General features: G+C 38.6%; 23 protein-coding genes. 6 read left to right on the forward strand and 17 right to left on the reverse strand.

What is annotated here, in order from left to right; all coding sequences use genetic code 11:
- Positions 1 to 69: 69 nt before the first annotated feature.
- The 8 genes from B4A24_RS06855 to B4A24_RS06890 all read right to left on the reverse strand — a co-directional run bounded on the left by B4A24_RS06855 (position 70) and on the right by B4A24_RS06890 (position 6,964).
- Entirely contained in the window at positions 70 to 1,212 is a 1,143-nt protein-coding gene (locus B4A24_RS06855; RefSeq protein ID WP_293943830.1) for a FecR family protein, read from the reverse strand.
- Positions 1,213 to 1,278: 66 nt separating this feature from the next.
- The gene (locus tag B4A24_RS06860) at positions 1,279 to 1,848 is read right to left on the reverse strand and encodes an RNA polymerase sigma-70 factor (RefSeq protein ID WP_293943832.1); all 570 of its coding nucleotides are present in this window, start codon (positions 1,846 to 1,848) and stop codon (positions 1,279 to 1,281) included.
- Between the two features lie 332 nt (positions 1,849 to 2,180).
- On the reverse strand, positions 2,181 to 4,397 hold the full coding sequence (locus B4A24_RS06865; protein WP_293943834.1) for a S41 family peptidase: 2,217 nt from the start codon (positions 4,395 to 4,397) through the stop codon (positions 2,181 to 2,183).
- Positions 4,398 to 4,560: 163 nt separating this feature from the next.
- Positions 4,561 to 4,935 carry a hypothetical protein gene (locus tag B4A24_RS06870; RefSeq protein ID WP_293943836.1) on the reverse strand — a complete coding sequence of 125 codons (375 nt, stop codon included), beginning with the start codon at positions 4,933 to 4,935 and terminating at the stop codon, positions 4,561 to 4,563.
- A gap of 106 nt (positions 4,936 to 5,041) precedes the next feature.
- Positions 5,042 to 5,269 carry a hypothetical protein gene (locus tag B4A24_RS06875; protein WP_293943838.1) on the reverse strand — a complete coding sequence of 76 codons (228 nt, stop codon included), beginning with the start codon at positions 5,267 to 5,269 and terminating at the stop codon, positions 5,042 to 5,044.
- Between the two features lie 112 nt (positions 5,270 to 5,381).
- On the reverse strand, positions 5,382 to 5,552 hold the full coding sequence (locus B4A24_RS06880; protein ID WP_312400259.1) for an AraC family transcriptional regulator: 171 nt from the start codon (positions 5,550 to 5,552) through the stop codon (positions 5,382 to 5,384).
- 42 nt (positions 5,553 to 5,594) lie between these two features.
- Positions 5,595 to 6,065: a TlpA family protein disulfide reductase gene (locus tag B4A24_RS06885; protein WP_293943840.1), complete on the reverse strand. Its 471-nt coding sequence runs from the start codon at positions 6,063 to 6,065 to the stop codon at positions 5,595 to 5,597.
- A complete protein-coding gene (locus tag B4A24_RS06890) occupies positions 6,032 to 6,964 on the reverse strand; it encodes a hypothetical protein (protein ID WP_293943842.1) in 933 nt (310 codons plus the stop codon). Before B4A24_RS06890 ends, B4A24_RS06885 begins: the two co-directional genes overlap by 34 nt.
- Positions 6,965 to 7,594: 630 nt before the next feature.
- Between B4A24_RS06890 and B4A24_RS06895 the strand changes: the two genes are divergently transcribed.
- Positions 7,595 to 7,861 (forward strand): hypothetical protein, encoded by a 267-nt coding sequence (locus tag B4A24_RS06895; protein ID WP_293943844.1) that lies wholly within the window; start codon positions 7,595 to 7,597, stop codon positions 7,859 to 7,861.
- Positions 7,861 to 8,988 carry a TlpA disulfide reductase family protein gene (locus tag B4A24_RS06900; protein WP_293943846.1) on the forward strand — a complete coding sequence of 376 codons (1,128 nt, stop codon included), beginning with the start codon at positions 7,861 to 7,863 and terminating at the stop codon, positions 8,986 to 8,988. Before B4A24_RS06895 ends, B4A24_RS06900 begins: the two co-directional genes overlap by 1 nt.
- A gap of 349 nt (positions 8,989 to 9,337) precedes the next feature.
- Here B4A24_RS06900 and B4A24_RS06905 read toward each other — a convergent pair whose 3' ends face one another.
- The gene (locus B4A24_RS06905; RefSeq protein ID WP_293943848.1) at positions 9,338 to 9,931 is read right to left on the reverse strand and encodes an SHOCT domain-containing protein; all 594 of its coding nucleotides are present in this window, start codon (positions 9,929 to 9,931) and stop codon (positions 9,338 to 9,340) included.
- Positions 9,932 to 10,081: 150 nt separating this feature from the next.
- Between B4A24_RS06905 and B4A24_RS06910 the strand changes: the two genes are divergently transcribed.
- The gene (locus B4A24_RS06910; RefSeq protein WP_293943850.1) at positions 10,082 to 10,231 is read left to right on the forward strand and encodes a hypothetical protein; all 150 of its coding nucleotides are present in this window, start codon (positions 10,082 to 10,084) and stop codon (positions 10,229 to 10,231) included.
- A gap of 35 nt (positions 10,232 to 10,266) precedes the next feature.
- Here B4A24_RS06910 and B4A24_RS06915 read toward each other — a convergent pair whose 3' ends face one another.
- Genes B4A24_RS06915 through B4A24_RS06940 form a run of 6 tightly spaced genes read right to left on the reverse strand, consistent with a single transcriptional unit; the run spans position 10,267 to position 17,401 of the window.
- Positions 10,267 to 10,434 (reverse strand): hypothetical protein, encoded by a 168-nt coding sequence (locus B4A24_RS06915; protein ID WP_293943852.1) that lies wholly within the window; start codon positions 10,432 to 10,434, stop codon positions 10,267 to 10,269.
- Between the two features lie 15 nt (positions 10,435 to 10,449).
- Complete coding sequence (locus B4A24_RS06920) at positions 10,450 to 13,524, reverse strand: efflux RND transporter permease subunit (RefSeq protein WP_293943854.1); 3,075 nt, start codon at positions 13,522 to 13,524, stop codon at positions 10,450 to 10,452.
- 12 nt (positions 13,525 to 13,536) lie between these two features.
- The gene (locus tag B4A24_RS06925; RefSeq protein WP_293943856.1) at positions 13,537 to 14,583 is read right to left on the reverse strand and encodes an efflux RND transporter periplasmic adaptor subunit; all 1,047 of its coding nucleotides are present in this window, start codon (positions 14,581 to 14,583) and stop codon (positions 13,537 to 13,539) included.
- An 8-nt stretch (positions 14,584 to 14,591) separates the two neighbouring features.
- Complete coding sequence (locus tag B4A24_RS06930) at positions 14,592 to 15,959, reverse strand: TolC family protein (RefSeq protein ID WP_293943858.1); 1,368 nt, start codon at positions 15,957 to 15,959, stop codon at positions 14,592 to 14,594.
- A 46-nt stretch (positions 15,960 to 16,005) separates the two neighbouring features.
- Positions 16,006 to 16,614, reverse strand: coding sequence for a TetR/AcrR family transcriptional regulator (locus tag B4A24_RS06935; protein WP_293943860.1), 609 nt, complete (start codon positions 16,612 to 16,614; stop codon positions 16,006 to 16,008).
- 25 nt (positions 16,615 to 16,639) lie between these two features.
- On the reverse strand, positions 16,640 to 17,401 hold the full coding sequence (locus B4A24_RS06940) for an SDR family NAD(P)-dependent oxidoreductase (RefSeq protein WP_293943862.1): 762 nt from the start codon (positions 17,399 to 17,401) through the stop codon (positions 16,640 to 16,642).
- Positions 17,402 to 17,690: 289 nt separating this feature from the next.
- On the opposite strand from B4A24_RS06940, the gene B4A24_RS06945 reads away from it, so the two are divergent.
- Positions 17,691 to 18,827: an NAD(P)/FAD-dependent oxidoreductase gene (locus tag B4A24_RS06945; RefSeq protein WP_293943863.1), complete on the forward strand. Its 1,137-nt coding sequence runs from the start codon at positions 17,691 to 17,693 to the stop codon at positions 18,825 to 18,827.
- Between the two features lie 136 nt (positions 18,828 to 18,963).
- Entirely contained in the window at positions 18,964 to 19,146 is a 183-nt protein-coding gene (locus B4A24_RS06950; RefSeq protein WP_293943865.1) for a hypothetical protein, read from the forward strand.
- A 92-nt stretch (positions 19,147 to 19,238) separates the two neighbouring features.
- Here B4A24_RS06950 and B4A24_RS06955 read toward each other — a convergent pair whose 3' ends face one another.
- The gene (locus B4A24_RS06955; RefSeq protein WP_293943867.1) at positions 19,239 to 19,586 is read right to left on the reverse strand and encodes a winged helix-turn-helix transcriptional regulator; all 348 of its coding nucleotides are present in this window, start codon (positions 19,584 to 19,586) and stop codon (positions 19,239 to 19,241) included.
- Positions 19,587 to 19,674: 88 nt separating this feature from the next.
- Here B4A24_RS06955 and B4A24_RS06960 point away from each other — a divergent pair, with 88 nt between their 5' ends.
- Positions 19,675 to 20,229, forward strand: a complete 555-nt coding sequence (locus B4A24_RS06960) for a dihydrofolate reductase family protein (RefSeq protein WP_293943869.1) — start codon at positions 19,675 to 19,677, stop codon at positions 20,227 to 20,229.
- A gap of 359 nt (positions 20,230 to 20,588) precedes the next feature.
- Here the strand turns inward: B4A24_RS06960 and B4A24_RS06965 are convergent, their stop codons facing one another.
- Positions 20,589 to 21,002, reverse strand: a complete 414-nt coding sequence (locus B4A24_RS06965; protein ID WP_293943871.1) for a winged helix-turn-helix transcriptional regulator — start codon at positions 21,000 to 21,002, stop codon at positions 20,589 to 20,591.
- Positions 21,003 to 21,005 lie beyond the last annotated feature (3 nt).

The following is a 21,005-nucleotide window of genomic DNA, read 5'->3' on the forward strand; positions in this document are numbered from 1 at the left end:
ACTTTCACGCTTTTTTATTCATAACTGATCTAAGGTGGTATCGTCTGTCCTCTTTTCATATGTAAGCTTTTAGGGTTTATTTAGTATTTTCACTGTGATCATTTTACCATTTTGAATCAGTTTGACGTTACCCGTAGTCTCAAGAAGATTAAGAATATCCTTCAGGCTCCTTTTTCTTGAAATAGATATATCGATCTTTTCATCACCGATAGCGCCGTTGAACTGTACCTGAAAATCATACCATCGGGAAAGCTCGTCCATTATTTCTATAATATTGGCTCCTTCAAATTGGAAATATCCCTTTTTCCAGGCGATAGCATCTTGGGCATTCACCCTTCTTTTTTGCTCACGCTTAGCGGAGATGATCAACTGTTCGTTCGGAAGTAACTTGGTGGTGCCATTGACCAGGACCAGACCTTCGAGTAAAGTAGTTGTGCTTTTGGCAGCATCAGGGTAGCTGTTGACGTTAAAGTGGGTTCCCAATACTTTAATTTCTTCCCGTTCTGTCTCTACGATAAACGGGACATCCGCATTTTTTGCGACTTCAAAATACGCTTCCCCTTCCAGGTAGACCTTCCGCAGGCTCTGGCCGCTGAAACTCACGGGGTAACGCAGGGAGGAAGATGCATTCATCCAAACCTTGGTGCCATCTGCCAGAGTGAGCTGATATTGGTGCCCCTTGGCTGTTAAAAGTGTATGATGATGGACGACAGCCTTCTTTCCAGCAGCACTGTACACGAGGGATGAATCGGAATTCTTGGAAATATCAGCCTCATTGACATGAGCAATCAAACCTTTCTCCTGCTCCTTTAGACTGATCTTGCTTCCGTCATCAAGTAAAAGTACCGCTCCATCCTGCACGGACGGGGCTGCTGCAGGATATGATGTGACGGCAATATGTTTTTGTAAGGGGGATTTATCCTGAAAATACCAGTATGTTGCCAGACATGCTGCAAGAAAACAGGCCGCGATGGCTGCTGCTGATCTCATTCTGCGCACGTTGCTTTGTTTCTTCGCAAAGGTCCTGTTTGCCAGCTCGTAAAAATAGCGATCTTTCTCCAAGCTAAAAGATGTCGGAATTTCACTTTCTCTGACCCCAGCTTCCTGAAGAAGATTGCATAAGTAATTATAACGGATGAGATCATCATCCGAGGCCGTACCGTTCTCGATGCGCTTTAAAATTTCGGCTGCTTCAGTTTCTTTATTTCCCATATTGACGATACAGTATTTCCCTTGGTTTTAGAGATAGGAGCATTAAACCTGGGGTATGTACTAGTCTTAATGAAAAAAAAATAAAAAAAACATCCAGTAACTGATCTTTTCTAGATAAAGCCTTAATTTTTTGAGTGTTACGTTTAGATGATTACGCACCGTATTTTCTGAAATAATTAATTTTTCGGCTATTTCTTTGTGGGGAAGATGTTTTTCTCTGCTTAGCACAAAAATTTCCTTGGCTTTAGGTGGTAGTGTGTCAACAAAATCCCGAATGACATCTTGAAGATCTTTCAGCTCCAGAGACTGGTCGGTAGCAGGGAAACAATGTATAGAGGCTAACTGAGCAAGGATTTCCTGGCGTTTCCTACCTGTCATGATCTTTCTGGTCAGCTTATATTTGACAGCGGCATAGAGATAACTTCGGAGATTTGTAATTTCTAGCTGCTCACGATGTTCCCATAGCCAGGTAAAAAGATCCTGAACTACATCGATACTACTGGCTTCATCTTTAATAATGCGAAAACCATATGCATAGAGCTGATCCGAATACTTATAATAGATCGCCTCAAATGCTGAGTCATCCCCAGATTTAAATCTTGAAAGCAATATGTGGTCTTCGTCCCTTTGGTCCATAATCTTCAGTTTTTATTGGCATGCGAACTTGATGAGCAAGTGGAGTCCTACCTTAACGCTGCCATTGCAGTTGTACCCTGCAACACGATATTAATCAGAAAAATTTATATTTTCAAGCCAAAATAGAACACAATCGATTGCCTAATTTGTAAATATAAAATGAAAATTGAAAAATGACTTCGGATAATAAAATGGTTTTTCCAATATATGGACATATGTTGGACTATTAAAGACGGAACTATGATAGGCCGGGATTCCGATGCGATCTCTTCCATGTTAATTTTAACGATTATCGCCCAGATTACCCTTGCCTGGATAGCGCTTGAAGTAAATTATTGCCTTAATATCAAATCAATACCGGCCTGGAGTACCTCATCTTGATGATTCCTGATTCCCTCAATTGTGGGATATACAACCTTATCGGGTACAATGCCTATCCCCTGTGTTTCACTTTTATCAGGATAATAAACTCCTATTCCTGAAAAAGCAGTGGAATAACCCAGTGGAAGTGGAATCCAACTGATATTGCCGTCCGCCCCTGCAGTCTGTGAGCCAACAACCTGAGATCCGGATATGGTACGCAATGCCATGACCTGGAATTCAGATGCGCTCTGTGCTCTCTCGTTAACCAAAATCACGATCTTACCCGTAAAAGCTTTCGGATTTGCCGTTCCTGCCTTGACCGGATCAGTGTATTTAAACAGTCCGGGACGCATGCCTTTACTCGTCGAAAATATGACAAAGTCTTTTTCTGATGGAAAGATCATATCACGCAATTCATCATGCATGCTCGCCGAAGGATAATTACGATAGTCTAAAATAAGCCCACGTTGTCCTTGCAGGCTATCTTTTAGCCGGTGGGTATCTGAATCCTTAAAGACACCGATATCGACCAGCACAATGCCATTTTTCATTTTCCGGATCGCGGGCTTGGGTGTTGCATCTATATGCTTTATGGATTCGATGGCACGCGTGGGGATATAGACATCCGATTCCCTATCCTCACGGCGAACCTTCAACGACAACAGGGAATCTGCAGTCCGTAACATCCGGCTCGGAAGGTCGCGCATAAGGGCACTTTCGTTAGAAGCAGCAACATATTGCCCCAGTGAATTAATCATACCGGAAACGGGCTTACCAGCAATCTCTATAATAATATCGCCGACCTGTAACTCTTGCCCAGTTTTGAACTGATCATCTGACAGCTCAGTGACCACCAGTTGATTCTGAACAAAACTGGTCTTAAACCCTACAGCCCTTGGCCCAAATAGATCTTTATGATAATCATCTGAAAGGTAGGAAAATGCGTGGGTATCATTGATTTTCGAAAAAAGCTTGAGATAGGTTCCATCCAGCGATGCTTTGGTTGTCGCTCCGACAAATAGCGGTATGAAATCCGTCAGTACTTGGTCCCATGGCTGTGCTGAAAGCTTTTGGTTGGGGTTAAAATAATGCACGGCATTCCAATATCGGAATAAGCCTAAAAGCCGAAAACCTACATCGGAAAGTGGAACGGTCTTGTAACTGTGTTCATAAAACTGGGGGTTGCCAGCACCTTCAAAGTAGCTTATATATCGGTTTGGTGCTACGGGTAGCACATGGGACAGTGCTGTAAGCGTTTCTTTGAGCTTGTTGGAATAGGGTAATTTATCTATCCATGCATCATTGGCTGCGGCGGCAATTTTCTCTTCAGCAATGGTAGACCACTCCACAGTTGGTTGAAAGGGGCCGAAATGCTGAATCCATTCTTGCAAAAGATGTTCGGTAGTAGATTGATCCTTGCTGGCCAACAAGCTTGGAATGAATTTGAAAAGCTCTGTGTCCATATCCCATTTCCCCGAAGTAACCGCTGGATGAAAATATTTTAAAATCCCCCAAATCTGAGCTGTATGGGCTAACTTAGCAATATTATCAGTCGTTAGTGAAATTTCTTTCAACTGTGAATTGAAATTATAAATAGTATCTGCTTTGTTTATGCTTGGGTATTGCAGCGCCTCGGTATAATCCTTACCATCTATTTTAAGGCTAAGATCTGCGAACCAGGCTGTCCCCTTACCAACGATATAGGTCGCAATGGCAATACTACGTGTTTCTTTTGGTTTTAACTTAAGCCTGACACCAAATGTTTCCCAATCATGCGTTCCATTCAATCTCTGGGACTCCATATTCTCGACGTCAACTTTGGGTTTTAATTGGAGAAATAATCCGGCAAATCCATCAGGTGCTATATTCTCTGTCTTGATTTTCCCTTCAAAAGCAATCTCCTTCCCTTCTAGGTTTTCAGGAATATTCAGCATCATAACACCTGAATACCCATTGCTATCGCGTACACTACTAATTTTTAACTGTGTTTTATCGGCGTACCTGCTATGTCTTTCAACGGTGAAAGAATAGCCTTGGGATTCTGCTAAGAACCAACCTGCAGGCAGCCCATCTTTAATAATCTGCTGATCAACGTTATAGGATTTGATCTGTTGCGCATAAGTAAAAACTGAAAGAAAGACAGTCAAAACAAAGGTCAACAGAAGAGGTAATACTACTTTCTTCATAACACAGGTTTATTATCGAATACAATATAGATAATATACTTATGTTGTAATGTTAAATAATATTAAATTAGAAGTCAAAGGTCTTGAATTAATATAGCGCTTCTTTTCGGGGTTAAAAACTTCTATTTTGAGGTACTTTCAATTCTGCCTATACTCCATAAACTTAATGTAATGTAAATTGTGTCAGTGGATAAATATTTATTCCGATCCAAAAAGTTTCTGCCACCACGTCTGCCCCCGCTTTTGGCAAGCTGCTGTTATGTGCAGTAATTTTTTCCTCTTGCATTATTTCTGTCACATCTTTAATTAAACCGTCCACCATCGGAGAAAAGTTGCTGTACTTTTTATGTTGATCTTTTATAATATGATATGAATTCTTAGCTATCTCATCTGATGAGCTGTTTGTGCTAATGATTATTCTGCAAAGTTGTTTAATACAACCTCTTATAATATTGGGGTTATCTGTCCCTTTTATTATGCCCTCAAGGATTTCAAGAGCTTTATTGTTTTCACCAGTCCCGACATATAACTCTGCCAATTGTCGATTGTAGATGTCGGTTAGAAAATCGTTATCATTTTTTTTGAGTGTCAATTTGAAAGCTTCAATCTCTGAAACCTTGTCGTCTGCATATGTCGTGTAGGTCCTAATTGATATAATCAAAGGAACTTTCAACAAAAGAGCTTGTGCGATCAGCTATGATCTGGCCACCAAGATATACCGCAAATTCGTTCATAAACAGATATGTTGAACGATCTGAGAAAAAACTGTTCTCTCCCATATCAACAACTTCCTTGTACCCGGGCACCTTATCAAACAAAATATCTGTTAATGTATCAAAAATAAAAATATCTATTTCTTCTAATGGCTCCATATAAAGCTTCAAATATGAATAAAAATATGAATTTACTTTAAATCTGGTATATCTCCCAAACTACACCACCTAAAACCAATTTGACAGCCGTACTCTTATGCTTAAAGCATAATTAGTTTAGACTTCGATTTCTATATTCATTTGGGATAAACTCTACCCTGTTTTTGAATAACCGATTAAAATGTTGAGGATATTTGAACCCTAGTTCAAAGGCGATTTCATTTATGATTTTGTTGCCATCAAAGATCTTTTCTTTGGCGATGTCAATTAGTTTATTTTGGATATACTCCTATTGAAACAGTTTTTTTTCTTCAAATAAATCCCGCTACTTCTCTATCATAGTAAAATGATCTTCAATTACCTTAGAAAAGTTAGTCGAAACATCTAAACTAAAAATATTGAAATCTTTATCAATAAAAATATATCTGGGAATACCGACTACGTTATAGCGTGAAAGCGATTTAAAACTACTCCACCCCTCAAAAGCAACTAAGTCCTTATTTTTCAAAAAACTCAACCATCTATTCTTATCATTATCCAATGATATAGACAAAAAGATAGCCTTATTTTTATATTTCTTTGCAAGTTGCTCGAATTCTGGCTTTTGCTCCAGACAAGGCATGCACCAGGTAGCCCATAGATCGATAAAAATGGGTTTGCCCTTAAATTCAGAAAGTTTTCGACGCTTGCCTTTTTCATCCTCAAAATCGAAATCCGCAGCTTGATTTCCCTTCATTAGACTAGAAACGGATGAAAGTTTACTTAAAACAGCATTTCGATATATTTCGTTTGGCATGGCATTAATATCGTTTTTAGCTTATCTAAAACTGTTTCATCGTTTGTTTTCATTGCCTCGTCAATTTCAGAACTCAATTCGTTAAACTTGGACCATTCAAGTATTGGTCCTATTCTTTTATTTCCGCTATTAAATTGTATGATATTGGGAAGGATATATCGATAATTGATTAAACCTAAAAAATCTTTATCCAAAAAGTTAGATGCATATTGTTTAATAACAGGAACAACTTTTGAATTGTAATCCATAAGCTCTGGAATAGAATCTAAAGGTTCCTTTTTATTAAACATTCTTTTATAATGTGATCTTAAGCGAAGCAAACTATTTATAACATCGGCTTTTGTCCGTGCTTTCTCAATATGTTGAAATGATCTGGAAGTATGGGCCAGTTTTTTTAGTTCCATATTTCTCCTCTTTTCTGCAGACAAAACATAATCCAAGTTGTCTTCCAGTTTACGGCGAATACTGTCTCCACCTTCTAAAAAAGAAGCACCCTTATAATAGGGATTCCCTTTCAGATAATCCTGTATCTCCGCCCCAATACCACTAAAACTGGAACGTGCTGGATACGTTCCATCTACTGTCATATGAATTGAATCATGGGGTGAAATATACAATGTATTAAACCCTATAACAAAATACGTTGCCTTATCAAGTATAATATTCGTATAAAAATACCCTCGACTATCTGTGGAAATAAATTGCCCATTCTTATAATTAATTAATGCACTTGTCTCATCAAGCCTATAAAGTGTGAACCCCTCCCCTTTATTACCTTTAATATTCCCTTTTATTATAGCATGACCAAGATTTTGCGCTAAGGTATCAGTGCAGATAAAAATTTGCAATGAACTAAATATTATTAAAAACTGAAATAGACGATGTATTCCTTTTTTCATACTTAAAATTATGTAATTAACGACTAAACCTAAACTCATCCGCCCAAGTAGTTATTTGATCTTCACCCATATGATCTGCGTAAGCACTATAAAAGCGCTCAATTTATATCGGTTTGCCCAAATATTAAATTATAAAACAAAATGTTAACAGTATGATATGAATGTTTCAATGTGTTATCCTGCATATAGCTTTTATCATAAATCTAGTGTAGCAAGGATATAAAATACTTGCTGCACATAGGCCTTACCTAAATTACACATTCTGTATATTAAAATTCTTTACTGTTTTGTTAAAAAATGTTACAAATTATATAACGAGATGCAAATATAACAACTGATTAGTGTATCTTGGCAATATAATATCTATCCCTTCTTAGCTTTCTGCATATTCTTTCATTCTAAAGTGCCTCAAAAAAATTAGTATATCCATTGTAAATGTTGTTTACGATGACCTTAAACTAGTCTATAACCGAATCCTTAACAGTAAATTACATTTACTCCGCAAAAATTGAGTCTCTTAAAAAACAAAAAGAGTTTTCCCCAGCTGGCCTACACTTATGTGTAATTTTCCTGCCATCAAAAAAATACATAAACTTTAATACTTATCTTTTGGGCTAATTATATTGCCAAGTGAAAAGATATTTAATGTTTATTGCGCTGCTGGGGCTAGGCTTTGGCGCGTGTAAGAAAGAGCAGGCTACAGAGCCTGAAAAGTCAACAATTGAAATGATCAAAATTGCTGGCCACTATTATCCAAAAGACTCAACTTTTACAGTATTTTCGAAATATTCAGGATTACCGAAAGAAGATCTTAAATTTCTTCAGGATGAGGAAGTCTTTATTTACAAGGATTATTTAAAAGTATTGCCTTCCGATTACTTAACATTAAAAAAATAATGAAAAAACTGTTTTTTTCCTTCCTTTTAATTTTGGTTTCAATTTGCACATTTGCGCAAGTAAATCCTGTAAAAGTAGCAGATTTTAAAGCCCAATATAGGTCAGTGATAGAAGGTGAAGTAATAGGTATTCCTTCATCGAAATTGTATTTGGTGGATGCATACCAATGGAGGAATAAACTAGATTCTGCTGAATATAAAGAAGGAAAATTCAAATTTGTTATTAAAGATAATAAAGAACCTTTTTTGGCTAGTATTGTGTATTTTACCAAAGAAAATAAAATGCACAGGCTAGCCTTCATTAATAATGAATTAAGTAAGAACAATAGCGTTGCGTTCATGACCGATGATGGACTAATCAAAATAAGGGGGGATTGGACAGGTGTTACTTCTATCTTCAACTTAAAACCTTTAAAGATAGAAGCAGGCAAACAAAATAGATTTTATCAACAGAATTATCCGAAAAATATTGGCATTATAAATGATGAAAGCCCTCAAAAACATACCGAGAGTTTTAATGATACAAGAAGGCTTGTAAAGGAGAATCCATATGCTTTCTATCTTTTTGGAGAATTATATAATAATAAAAGTTCATTTACAAATAAAGAATTAGAGGAATTGCTGATTATGTTTGATGATAGGGTAAAAAAATCAACAAAGGCCGCAGAATTAAATAAATATCTAATGACTAGGAAAGAAGTAAATCAATTGACTTCTTTGTTAATTCTTAAAAATTCTAATAATATTGTAAAAGAAGGCATAAATAAAAATAAAAAGTTGAATATGCTTATTTTCTGGGCTAGTTGGTGTGTCCCATGTCGCTCGGAAATCCCTTTATTGAAAAATATTAAAAATTCAATAACCTCTCAGGACTTTTATATGGCTAGTATATCTATTGATAAGACGCGTTCCAATTGGCTAAAAGCACTGAAGGAAGAAAATATGGAATGGGACCAGTTTATCATTGAAACAAATGATTTTAATAGAATAAAAATGGAATATGATTGCTCTGCTATTCCGCTAATAATTTTCACAGATCAAACTGGGAAAATTCTGAAGCGCACGGAAGGTTTTTCTGAAAACCTACTTGAAGAGTACCGGAATTTCATTAAGAGTGCACTAGAGTAATCAGATTATTTTAAATTATGAAGTTTGAGCCCCTATTCAACGTGTATGACAAGAATTAAGACATATATAATCAACCTGGAGGAGAGGTTTGAAAGACGTCAACATATAATAGGAGAATTTAAGAACCGTAACCAGCAGCTCATATACATTAAATATTGAGGTGGAAAATGACAACTTAGTTACTATACATTGCCCGAATGGCGGATGGCTAGACGAGTCCCATTTTACATCTGAAGACATTTCTAGTGGCTCTTGTTCATCTACAAGCGATGAAGGCTATGACTATAACGTAACTATTTTAGGTGAAAATTACCAGTTCACTGATAACTAGATATTAGAAGACTTTACACTACTGCATATAAATCTCAGATATATCATAGCGAATGGTTTCATGCATCACTGTTTTTAGATAGACTTTCTTTTCGCTGGCAAAAATTCCAGTGGGACTGATCACCACCTTAACTTCGCCTGCAGGTACATCGAAATCTAAAGCGTTATCCCGTCCCTGCGGAAGATCTATAAAGTTTCCCGTGTCTCCTACCCGGATCATCAATCTTCCTGAAATACCAGACGTGGACGAACAATAAAGTGATAACACAGTTTTCTTTTGTGGTAAGCTACTTCTTAAGCTTTCCTTCTCAATTTCAAATTCCTCCCTGGTAATCAAATCTGAGTCAAGCAAACTCTTAAGTTTATATAATTCATCAGTAAAAGATTTATCACTTGCTTTTAAAATCCCTTCAGTTTGCTTTTTCGCATTGGATAACAACTCTGTTTCAAATTTAACCTGATCGTCTGATTTAGATACCAGTGTAAATATGAGTCCAATAACCGGAGATAGGAATAATGAAAGAAAGAATGCTCCTGCAAAACCTATATTCCTATTGGCACCGATAGCACCTACTGCTAACGAAAAGATAATCCATCCCAAAAATATATCCATTGTCTATGTGTTTACAATAACCTTGAACAAAGGTAAAGCTGGTTGAGGATGAAATCATACGGGAAACCGTAAGGAAAGAAGTTGCGAAAGATGCAGATTTGCTATTAGATTTTATTTAATCATAAAACGTTTGCGACAACTTTAAAACACATGAAAACAAGCTCTATTTCCATTGCAGCATTTTTTACAGTATGCTCTTCGCCATTATCTAAGCCAACAGTGCAGGAATCTCCCGCTGAGGTTAATGAAAAGAGTGAACCAACAGCAGAACAAACGACCCAATTTTTGCCAAAAGTGTAAAGATTACAAACGACAACTTTACGGGAACAGCATATTTAAATAATCTTGTAACAGCGGATAGCGTTAATCAGAACGTGGTCGGAAGTGTAACCTTTGAACCGGGTGCGAGGACCAAATGGCATTCCCATCCAGCGGGACTGATCATCCTGGCTTTGGCCAGGCCCATATAAACTATATAAGGGACTGGCTTCTTGTATTACCATTGAAAAGTGTATTTATTACTTATCGTTATCTTCTGTATCTTCCTCAATTTCGATCTGTGGTGGGATGAGCCTATACATTACGGGCGTTACAATCCTTGATAGGATTGTTGAACTTATAAGCCCGCCAATAAGTACAATTGCCAAGGGGGCAATAAGTGGATTGGGATTTAATGCAATAGGTATCAATCCACAGATAGCGGTAATAGATGTAAGCACAACAGGTAAAAACCGTGTCTCGCCCGCTATATGGATAGCTTCATCCAAGGAGTGGCCCTCAACCCTAAGCTGGTTTGTAAAATCCACGAGGAGCAGCGAATTCTTGACCTGTATTCCCGACAGCCCGATAAAACCGATAATAGAAACCAAGGACATCGGATTGCCGGTTAAAAGGAGCGCTATAACACCGCCCAATATACCCAACGGGATAATGGATAATACGATAATAATCCCCTTGAAATTCTTAAACTGTAAAAGGAGCACGCCAATAAAAAGGAAGCCACTTAATAATATGACCGAAAGAAAGTTGCCTCCCAGGGCATCGCCTTCGGACTCGGCCTCACCCGACAATTTATAATAGTACCCCGGCGGAAGCTTTAATCTGTCAAGCTGTGGAACGATGTCCTTTAAAATATCATTGGCATACACGTGGTCTTCAGTCAATGATGTCACTTTGGCAAACCTCGATTTGTTAAAATGGTTGATTGCCGTCGGAGATGTTTCAAAACCTATTGTAGCAATCTGGTCAACCTGTATCGGTGTTCCCTGGATATTGTTGACATAAAGTCCTTTGAGCACATTGAGATCTGAAAACTTTTCTCGTGGTAGGGTAATGATTACATTCCTTGAATCGCCGCGGTCGTCGATGTAGTCACCAACATTTACGCCGGCTACTGCCATACGGATAACCATGTCTACATCACTGGTCAATACACCAAGGGTACGCGCTTTTTCCTTGTCTATTGAAACCTTGACATCTGATTTGTACGAATTTAGCTCGTTGTTCACAAAGAAGGTACCGGGGTGCTTCCTTAAAATTTCCTCTACCTTAAAAGATAGGGATCGCAAGGTGTCCTGATTATCCCCGAAAACTCTGACAACAATGTTCGCCTCAATCGGTGTGCCCTGTTCAAAATCCTTTACTTCAATTCTTGCATGGGGAAAATCAATGAATTTTTTTCTAAGGGTCTTTATCAGTTCTTGTTTGACTTTTGGGCCGGTATCGTCGCCCAATTGAACAAATATTTGTCCAAAATCGGGCTTAATGTCCTGCTGGTGTACATTGTAATAAATCTGCGGATTACCTTTGCCGACATTGGAGGTATAATACACGATTTCCTTATGGCTCTTCAGTTCCTGCTCCACGAGTTTGGTGACGCGGTCGCTTTCAGGGATGTTTGCCTGCAATGGCAGTTTGATATTGATCAGGAACATTGGCTTTTCTGATGTTGGAAAAAGCTTGAATCCTGCCAATGGAAAGAGGGCGAATGCAAAAACACTCAGCGCGATTGAGATCCCTACGGTTACTTTTGGCCATTTGAGTGCGATTGGCATGATACTGCGGTAAGAATAGCTCAAAAACTGCTGTAGCTTCTGCAGGAAGTAATTACCGCCGCTATGTGCATGGGGTTTTAATATACGGCTGCCAAGAAATGGAACCAAGGTAAGCGCAACCAGCATGGATGCCAATACGCTTGTCATTACCGCCATCGGCAAGCTTCGGAGAAATTCGCCTGCCGCATCAGGTAAAAAAGCAAGCGGCAGGAACGCTATGACCAAAGTAGCCGTACATCCTACAACTGCATTACCTATCTGCCTTGTCCCTTTTAACACGGCATCCTTAATGGAATACCCCTCTCTTAACCATCTTTCTATATTTTCGACAACAACAATACTGTCGTCTACCAGCAGTCCCAATGCCACCACCAGGCCAACAATACTCAATTGGTTGAGTGAATAGCCCAGCATGTTCATCGCTATCAAACCCAAGGCGAGTGATAACGGAATGGAGATCATAACAATCAATGACGCCCTGAATCCCAGTGGCAACAACGTGATAACGACCAGCACGATCGCCAGCGCAAAATCAAATCCCAGGTGTCCCAAACGTTGTGCAACCATGTCCGCCTGGTCAAAGTTTTTGATCATTTTTATATTTTCCGGAAGTCCTTTCTGGAATGCTTCCAACACTGGCATATACTCTTCCTTGACCTTGCTAATATTGACATTGTCTTTCATGGCGGCTGTCACGAGCACACAGCGGTGACCATTAAGGCGGGTAATATGGTTGATGGTACCATCCTTATAGCTAACTTTGGCGACATCTTTTAAATAAATGATCTTCCCGTTGGCATTATATATAACTGTATTGGCGACGTCTTCGACGTTCTTGAACTTGCCGCTTGTCTTCACGTTGAAAACTTTGGTATCGAGGTTGACGCTCCCCCCTGGGATATCGGCAGCTTCGCTTTGCAAGCTCCCGACAACAAGATTTAAGGGTATCCTTAGCTGGGCTAGCTTATCCAGCTGCATGTCTATGCGTATCTCCTGCTCAGGAACTCCTGTATACTTAACTTCCTTAAGGTCGGTAATCTTTTCCAGCGCTGTTTTAAGCAGATCGGCTTTGTCCCTAAGTTCTTTAGCTGATGCAGCATTGGAAACCAAAGCCACTTGGATGATCTTTACATCGGAGGATGCTACCTTTTCCGTTTTGATCAGATGGATGTCTTTTGGGAGTTCACTGTTCTTTAACGCATTTATCTCGGTAGATATCTCCTGGTATTTATTGTCGACATCGACGCCATATTTGAATTTAGGCTGTATTACGGCAACACCATCTTCAACAGAAGTAAGTATCTTTTCTATATTTTCAAGCCCGTATATTTTATTTTCAATCGGTTTTACCACCTGTTCTTCCATGTCTTTTGGACTGGTTCCTGGGTAAATGACCGTGATCACATATTGCGGCGGATGCGTTGTCGGATCCTCCGATCTCGGCATAGTGAACAGCGTGAGCAACCCCACTACGGCAAAAAGAACGAACATGATCAGGGTGAACTGATAGTTCTTAACGGCAAAATTTGTTATTTTCATTATGATGTGGGTTTATTTGATAATTTTGACTACGGATTGCTCGTTCAGGTAGGCGCTGTTGGAAATGACAATTTGGTTTATCCCGTCCATTTTGTCACTTAAATACACTTTATCCGTTTCAAACTTCATGATGTTTACAGGAATCTTTTTTACCTTGTCTGCGCCAACAATAGTGAATACGTATCCTTTTTTTCCGTCCGCTTCGACCAATGCATTATAGGGGATCACGATTGCATTCTCCACCTCATCTATCTCAATATCGGCCTTCCCAAACATTCCTACGGGAGGAGCAACGTTATTGAGTTTCAATTTTAGTTCTATCTGGAAAGAGCCTATTTCTCGGTCTGCCGATTGCAACTTTCTGTATACCGTCGCCTCGAATAGCTGATCAGGGAAACCATCTAATGTAACTTTTGCAGCCTGTCCTGCTTTTATACTTGACCATTCACGGTCTGTTACACCTGCTTTCAGAAGATAGCTGGCATTCTGCTGTATGGTATTAGTAAGTAACACCGGCATTCCGCCCCCAATCACTTCTCCTTCATTTGCGACCTTCTTTGAGACAAAGCCGTCCGAGGCGGCATAGATCTTTGCATAGCGCTCGTTGAACGCCACGGCTTCTTTTCCTTTTCTGGCGACATCAAGTGCAGTTCTTGTATTTTGCAGCTGTTCCAACGTAAAGACACTGTCTTTGTAAAGGTTCATTGCACGGTCATAGTCGCGTTGGGCTTTATCCACACCTAGGCTTGACTGGGAAAGCCCGGCTGAAATTTCGGTCGTATTCAACGTTGCCAATAATTGTCCTTTGCGGAAAAAGTCTCCTTCATTGACCAATATACGGCTGATGACACCGCCTATTTTAAAAGAATAGTTTGCCTGGTCTTCTGTACTGACCAACCCGCTTACCTGTACCGAGGTAGGAACACGGAAGGACGACACAGGGGATACCTTTACGGCAATGATATCTGGTTCGCCAAGCGGATTTGTATTTTTGGGGTGCTCTTTGCACGATGACAGCAATAGGGCTGCCGCAATTACTGTAAATTGTATCCTTTTCATTTTTAAAATTATTGTATGTTAAAACTAGCGTTGGCGCGTTCAATGGCAGTAAATGCTATCCATGTATCGAATAGAGCGATGTTGGCCTGCAGCTGGGCATCTACCCATTGATTCTGGGCGTCAAGCACTTCAATATAAATTGCCATTCCCTCCTTATATAATTTTGATATATCATTGTAATAGGTCTGGCTTGTCTTTAACTGGCTCTGGGCTGCCCGAAATTCAGCAACAGCACTTTCCATACTGGCCTGACGCACTTTAAGCTCTGTAAGAAGCTGTTGTTGCACATAGTCGGTCTGGGATGAAATCGCCTGCTGCTCGGCAAGGGTCTGCTTGATGCGGCTGCTGTTTCTCCCAAATCCGAAAAGGTTCCACTCTAAAGAAACGCCAAGAAGGTAATAGCGGCTCTTATTATTGAATTTCCAGTCAAATGCCTGCGAACCCAGGTCCAAACTGGCTCCCACCTTTGGAACGAGGTATGATTTTGCAAGTCCCGTCAGGTCTTCATTGATACCCTTGGCGATTTTAAGTTTGGAAAGCTCCTCGCGATTACCGATATCTTCGCCTATTAGAGCGTTCTGATCCGGCAACGCGGTTATTTCATCTATTAAAATACTTTCTGTCTGTGGGCGATTAAGTAGGAAATTAAAATAATACCTGGCCGATTCTTGCGTCTTTATAGCAGTCACGATCGAGGCCTCTATTTTGGAAACTTCATTTTGGCTTCGGACCAAGGCTGTCCGGTTAATCTTACCATTATCCAATAGCTTCCTGTTGACTCTCTCCCCTTCACGCACCAATGCTAAATAAGATTGGTAGATCTTTACAGCATTGGTCGTTTTCAGATAATTATAATAGGCTACTTTAATTTCTTTTACCAATTCTCTTTTATAAAGTAGCACTTCCGTTTTTTGGAGGCCGATCTGCTTTGTCTTAATCTTTTTGTTATAATTGAGCTCTGCATTCAGAATTGGTTGGGTTATGCGAAATTTTGCATCATAGAAATTATCGGGATTTATCAATACCTGCTGGTTTCGCAATTGCGGAAACGAATTGCTTCCTGTTAACTGATTTAGTGTACTGTACACACTGTTCATCATATCGCCCACAGGAATATCGATTGTCCGTCCGCCATCGGCTTTGGTATAGGTTGTTGAAAAGGCAATATTTGGTAGAAACATACTTTTCGCCTCCGAGAGCGCATAAACATTTTTCTCCAGCATAAAACTTTGCTGTTTTATACTCTGGTTTGATTCCAGACCTTCTTGTATGTATAGGTCAAGCCTACCCTGTGCCCTGCTCTGATGGGCAGTGATCAATACCATGGTCAACAAAATCGACCATAGTAATTTAGGTTTTTGATATGATTTAATCACTGTAATAAATTTAAACACTGTTCAATAAAATAATAAAAAAAAGTGCCTAGCTCTTTTCGAGCAAAGCAACAAAACATGCGTAGCCGTTTTCCATCAGCTCTTCATTTGTTTTGTTTATAAAACTTGTTGTACGGTCCTTGCAAAACAAGGCACAAATTCCATGCATTGCGGAAAGCACCATAAATGTAAAATAGTCTGTATCCATCTCTTTGAATTTACCCTGTTGCTGGCAATCTCGGATCATAGAACACATATGATTTATGGCTTCCTGTGCAATTGTGAACCTAGTTTCGGCAGGATCTTTTACGGTCTCCTCGACCATGAACATGAGGTTGTAGTAATCCTTATTTTCCTGCGCAAATTGAATAAACACACGTCCCGATGCCTTAAGTCGTTCAAATGGATCTGCTACGCTGTTCAGCACTTTCAACTGGTTTAGAAGCAACGTGAACCCTTCTTTTTGAAGCTCCTGAAAAATTTCGGTTTTATCCTTAAAATGAAAATAGAGGCTGCCAGGACTATAATTGATCTCATTGGCAATATTGCGCATACTGGTCTTTTCATATCCTTTTTCAAGAAATATTTTGCGTGCCGCATTTAAGATACGCTGGTGCATTTCCAGTTTTTCTTCCTGTTTTCTTTCTGCTATACTCATTTTAATTTTTATTTGGCTTTAAAATTTAAGCCTTAAGTCCCGGACTAATTTTACCCATTATATTAATGGTTGATTTCCTGTTGAGAAACTTAAACCCGAATAGCATCATTCGGTTTTTAAATCCTTGTATTACTCTTGGCTTTCTTCTTGCTGCCAATGCCTTCATAAATTCGTCGGCAACTTCAGAAACACTCGATACGACAAAACTTGGAAATGCACTTGTATCACTGCCCGAGTTCGAATGGAAATCAGAATCGGCAGCACCGGGATTAAAGCCTGAAACAAAGATACCTTTATTTTTATATTCATACCAGAGTGACTCCGAAAAGTTGGCAACAAAGCTTTTTGTCCCCGCGTACACGGCTCCACCAGGTAAAGATGAATGAGCCAGTAGTGACCCAATATTGATCAGCGCATTTCCTGATACTGCTTTGCTTAAAAATGCATAAGACAAGGATACCAATGCCTCCATATTCAGTGTCATGGTATTTAACTGTTCTCCAATAGGTATCTCTGTAAACCTTCCATAAGAACCATTTCCTGCGTTATTAACAAGAAGATCATAACTATTTTCAGTAAGGTGCTTACTGACTTTCTCAATATCCTCTTTTATGGTAAGGTCTGCTACAAGAATCTGATGTACATCCCTCCCAAGTTGCTCCTGAACAGATTTCAATTTCTGTTCATTTCTTGCCACTAGAGTCAATTGGTAATGCTGTTGGGAAAGACGTCTGGCAATTTCCAAACCTATGCCTCCGCTTGCTCCAGTTATTAATGCTTTTTTCATTTCTTAAATGTTGAAATTAATTTTATGATGCAAATTTATTAAACAGTGTTCAATTATCCAATTTTTTTTCACACTTCACTATGATATCTGCGGTAAAACACCATATATTGAAGTAATTCAGTTATTTATTTAGTTTAAAGTTGTGTATTACAGCCTGAGCTATTTAAAAATTCAATCTATCTATTTTGTTAAAACAAATATATTTTCACTATATTTGAACACTGTTTAATACAAATAAACAATAGATGAATTGGTTTTGAACATTTAGCAACCAATAAATATTACAAGTATGGAGACGGACAGACCAGAAAATAATAGGGAGATCATAGCTAATCTTCGCGAAGATCAGATAAGCGATGGGACCCCTGAAATCAACGACCTAAGCAGACCGTTGGAAATAAAGGATAAACAGAAAAAAATATCAAGACGAGAATTAATTAAACAAGGAGGACTTGCTTTATCCATTTTAGCTTTACCTCTTCCATTAACATCATTTTTAAATTTTAATGAAATGACAGATAACAAAAATTTTGACGTAATCATAATTGGCGGTAGCTATGCAGGCCTTTCGGCAGCGATGGCTCTGGGACGAGCATTAAGAAATGTTTTAATTATTGATAGCGGTTTGCCCTGTAACCGACAAACACCTCATTCACATAACTTTCTGACGCAGGACGGGGAAAAACCAAGCGTTATTGGGAGAAAGGCAAAAGATCAAGTGTTAAAATACGACACTGTAAAATTCTTGACAGACCTTGCTGTTAGTGCAACGAAAACTGATAAGGGCTTTGAGCTATCAACTCAATCAGGTAAAATATTTTCAGCTAGAAAACTTGTTTTTGCAACAGGTTTAAAAGACAAAATACTGAACATTAAGGGGTTTTCTGAATGCTGGGGAATCACAGTACTTCATTGTCCTTATTGTCATGGATATGAAGTGAAAAATCAAAAAACAGGGATTTTGGCAAATGGATATGGTGCATTTCACTTGTCCCGACTTATTAATAACTGGACAAAGGATTTAACGATATTTACCAATGGAAAATCGGAGCTGACACAAGAGCAGACCGATGAAATCAAAAAACACAATATTTCAATAGTTGAGAAGAAGATAGCCTCGTTTAAACATAAGGACGGCGTAGTTGAAGAAATAACTTTTTCAGACAATTCAATTTTTAAATTAGATGTCATCTATGCTAGACCTCCATTTGAACAACATTGTAAAATCCCCGAATTATTGGGCTGTGAATTGACAGAACAGGGACTTATCAAAGTAGACGCATTTCAGAAAACGACAGTGGATAATATATTCGCTTGTGGAGACAATACTAATCCGCTACGTGCTGTATCATATGCTATCTCAACGGGCAATAATACAGGGGTATTTTTAAATAATGCTCTGGTAGAAGAAGATTTTTTAAAATGAATGTAAAATGTGCAACTCCTAGCTATGAAGGTAATACGTTAGGATTTAATACCCGAACTAATTACTCAGGGTGATAAATTTGGGGAGTTCATTTCAAATAGCGAAATTTGGTCGACACTAAAATCGAAATACCATAATGAACGATAAGGTAAATATCGAAAATATCGATCTTGCTGAACGAATTCGTTTAGGAGTGCAAAAGGCTTTACGAAAATTGGCAGAAGAAAGTGCTGCAAAGGGTGAGAGTTTGGTGGTAAAAGTTGACGGTAAAATTCAAGAAGTACCTGCAAAGGAACTACTTATGAATTTACCAAAATAGTTTCTTTATATCGAGACCTATCCCCCTTATAAAAATATAGACTCCATCTTATGAGGTTTAAAATCAAAAAATGAGCTGTTAAAATAGAAACCTCATTTTGCTTTAATTTTATCTCTATGCTTTAGACCAAATTTAATTAAAACATTGGCAACTTCTTCCGTTTCTTTAGCATATGCGGTAAGCGCATAAGAAACGGTCACAGGTTTGGTGTCATTAACCGTTCTGCTAATCAGTAAATTATCTTCTAATTCCTGAAGTTCGTTGGATAGAACTTTTGGGGATATTCCCTGAGCCATTTCTTGCAGATCTTTAAACCGCATTGTGCCGTGTTTCTGCAAATTGTGCAGGATACAAAATTTCCATTTACCACTGAGCAATTCAATGCCATCTTTTAATGCCAAAATAGTTTCTTTATCAATATCACTTTTTTTATTGCCCATAGGATAGTTACTTTCCTAAAGGTAATGAATAGTAAATATATATTGAATATCCAATAGTTTTGTTGAACAGAAATTTTAAAAAATAATTATGAAAGTAACAGTAATCGCAAACATTTCGGCTAATGGAAGAATTTTGATATCCGATAACCAGCATCATAAGCTGCCACCTGAAGCAATGGAATTTTATATACAATCTGTAAGACGGGTTGGAAATGTAGTGATAGGATTGAAAACATTTGAAAATTTTCTAAATTTTCCAGATCCAGTAAAAGAACATTTTAATGGAATAGAAATCATCATATTGGCCGGTAAATCTTATACGACTGATGGCTACAAGACTGTAGCAAGTCCTGAAGAGGCAATTGCATATATGTCTTCGCAAGGGGTGCATGAAATAGCCGTCGGAGGTGGAGCAGGTACTTTCAACGCTTTTTTGGACAAAGATCTAGTTACAGATATTTATTTTAACGTCAGCCCTATAATCACTGGAGCTGGAGCAATTTTAGCAAATAATGAGGAGTTAAGTGCAAAGTTCAAACACAAAGGACAGAAGCTTAAAAACGGTTTTCTTCAATTGCATCTAAAGAAGACTGATCCAATCATGACTGGTACATCGCTGAACAAATCATCCCACTTGGCCTGATTCCGTTTGCGAGTGAAGGTAATGATACAGGACTACTGGTATTTGCTATGAGAGACTCTGCGGAAAAAAATGATTATCCGATCCAAGTTTACGATCATGAATATGGTGTCGAACTCGAAGGATTGAGCGAAATTATTTTCTCATCATTCAGCAGGATGTTGGCATGCTTAACCCACTAAAACAAGAAAACATTTTGGAGTAATCGCTGACTTTTATACAATCGCCCCAGATGGAGTTGGATCTACTGGTCGATTATATTGGGATGATTGGATAGAAATGGGCTGGGCCAACTTTAAAGAATTTGGATATTAAAGTGCTACAAATTCAGTAATAATGCCATTACTATTTTTTGTAGACAATTAAGTCCCTAAAAGCCCCTCTAGTTCCTCTCTGTGATCTTCACCCCACTGCGCGGTAATTCCGATAATCGGCATCAGGCTTTGCCCCAATTCAGTGAGTTCATATTCCACTTTGAGCGGAAGTTCGTCGTATACTTTTTTTATGAGCAAGCCGTGTGCGATTAATTCATTAAGCTGAGCGTCCAGTACCCGACGGGATGCCTTAGGAATTTTTCGCTGAAGTTCGCCCGGTCTCTTGATTCCGGAATACACCGCCCAGAGCAGACTTATTTTCCATTTGCCCTGAACCACCTGAAGGAACAGATGCAACCCACAGTCCAGGTTAACAGGAAGTTTCTTTTCGTATGCCATTGTAGCTAATAAAAATTTGATATAGATAAATTTATCCGTAATTGACCCAGATATATTAGGCAATTA

Origin of the sequence: Sphingobacterium sp. UBA7249 (assembly GCF_002472835.1) — a bacterium.
Classification (GTDB): Bacteria; Bacteroidota; Bacteroidia; order Sphingobacteriales; family Sphingobacteriaceae; genus Sphingobacterium; species Sphingobacterium prati.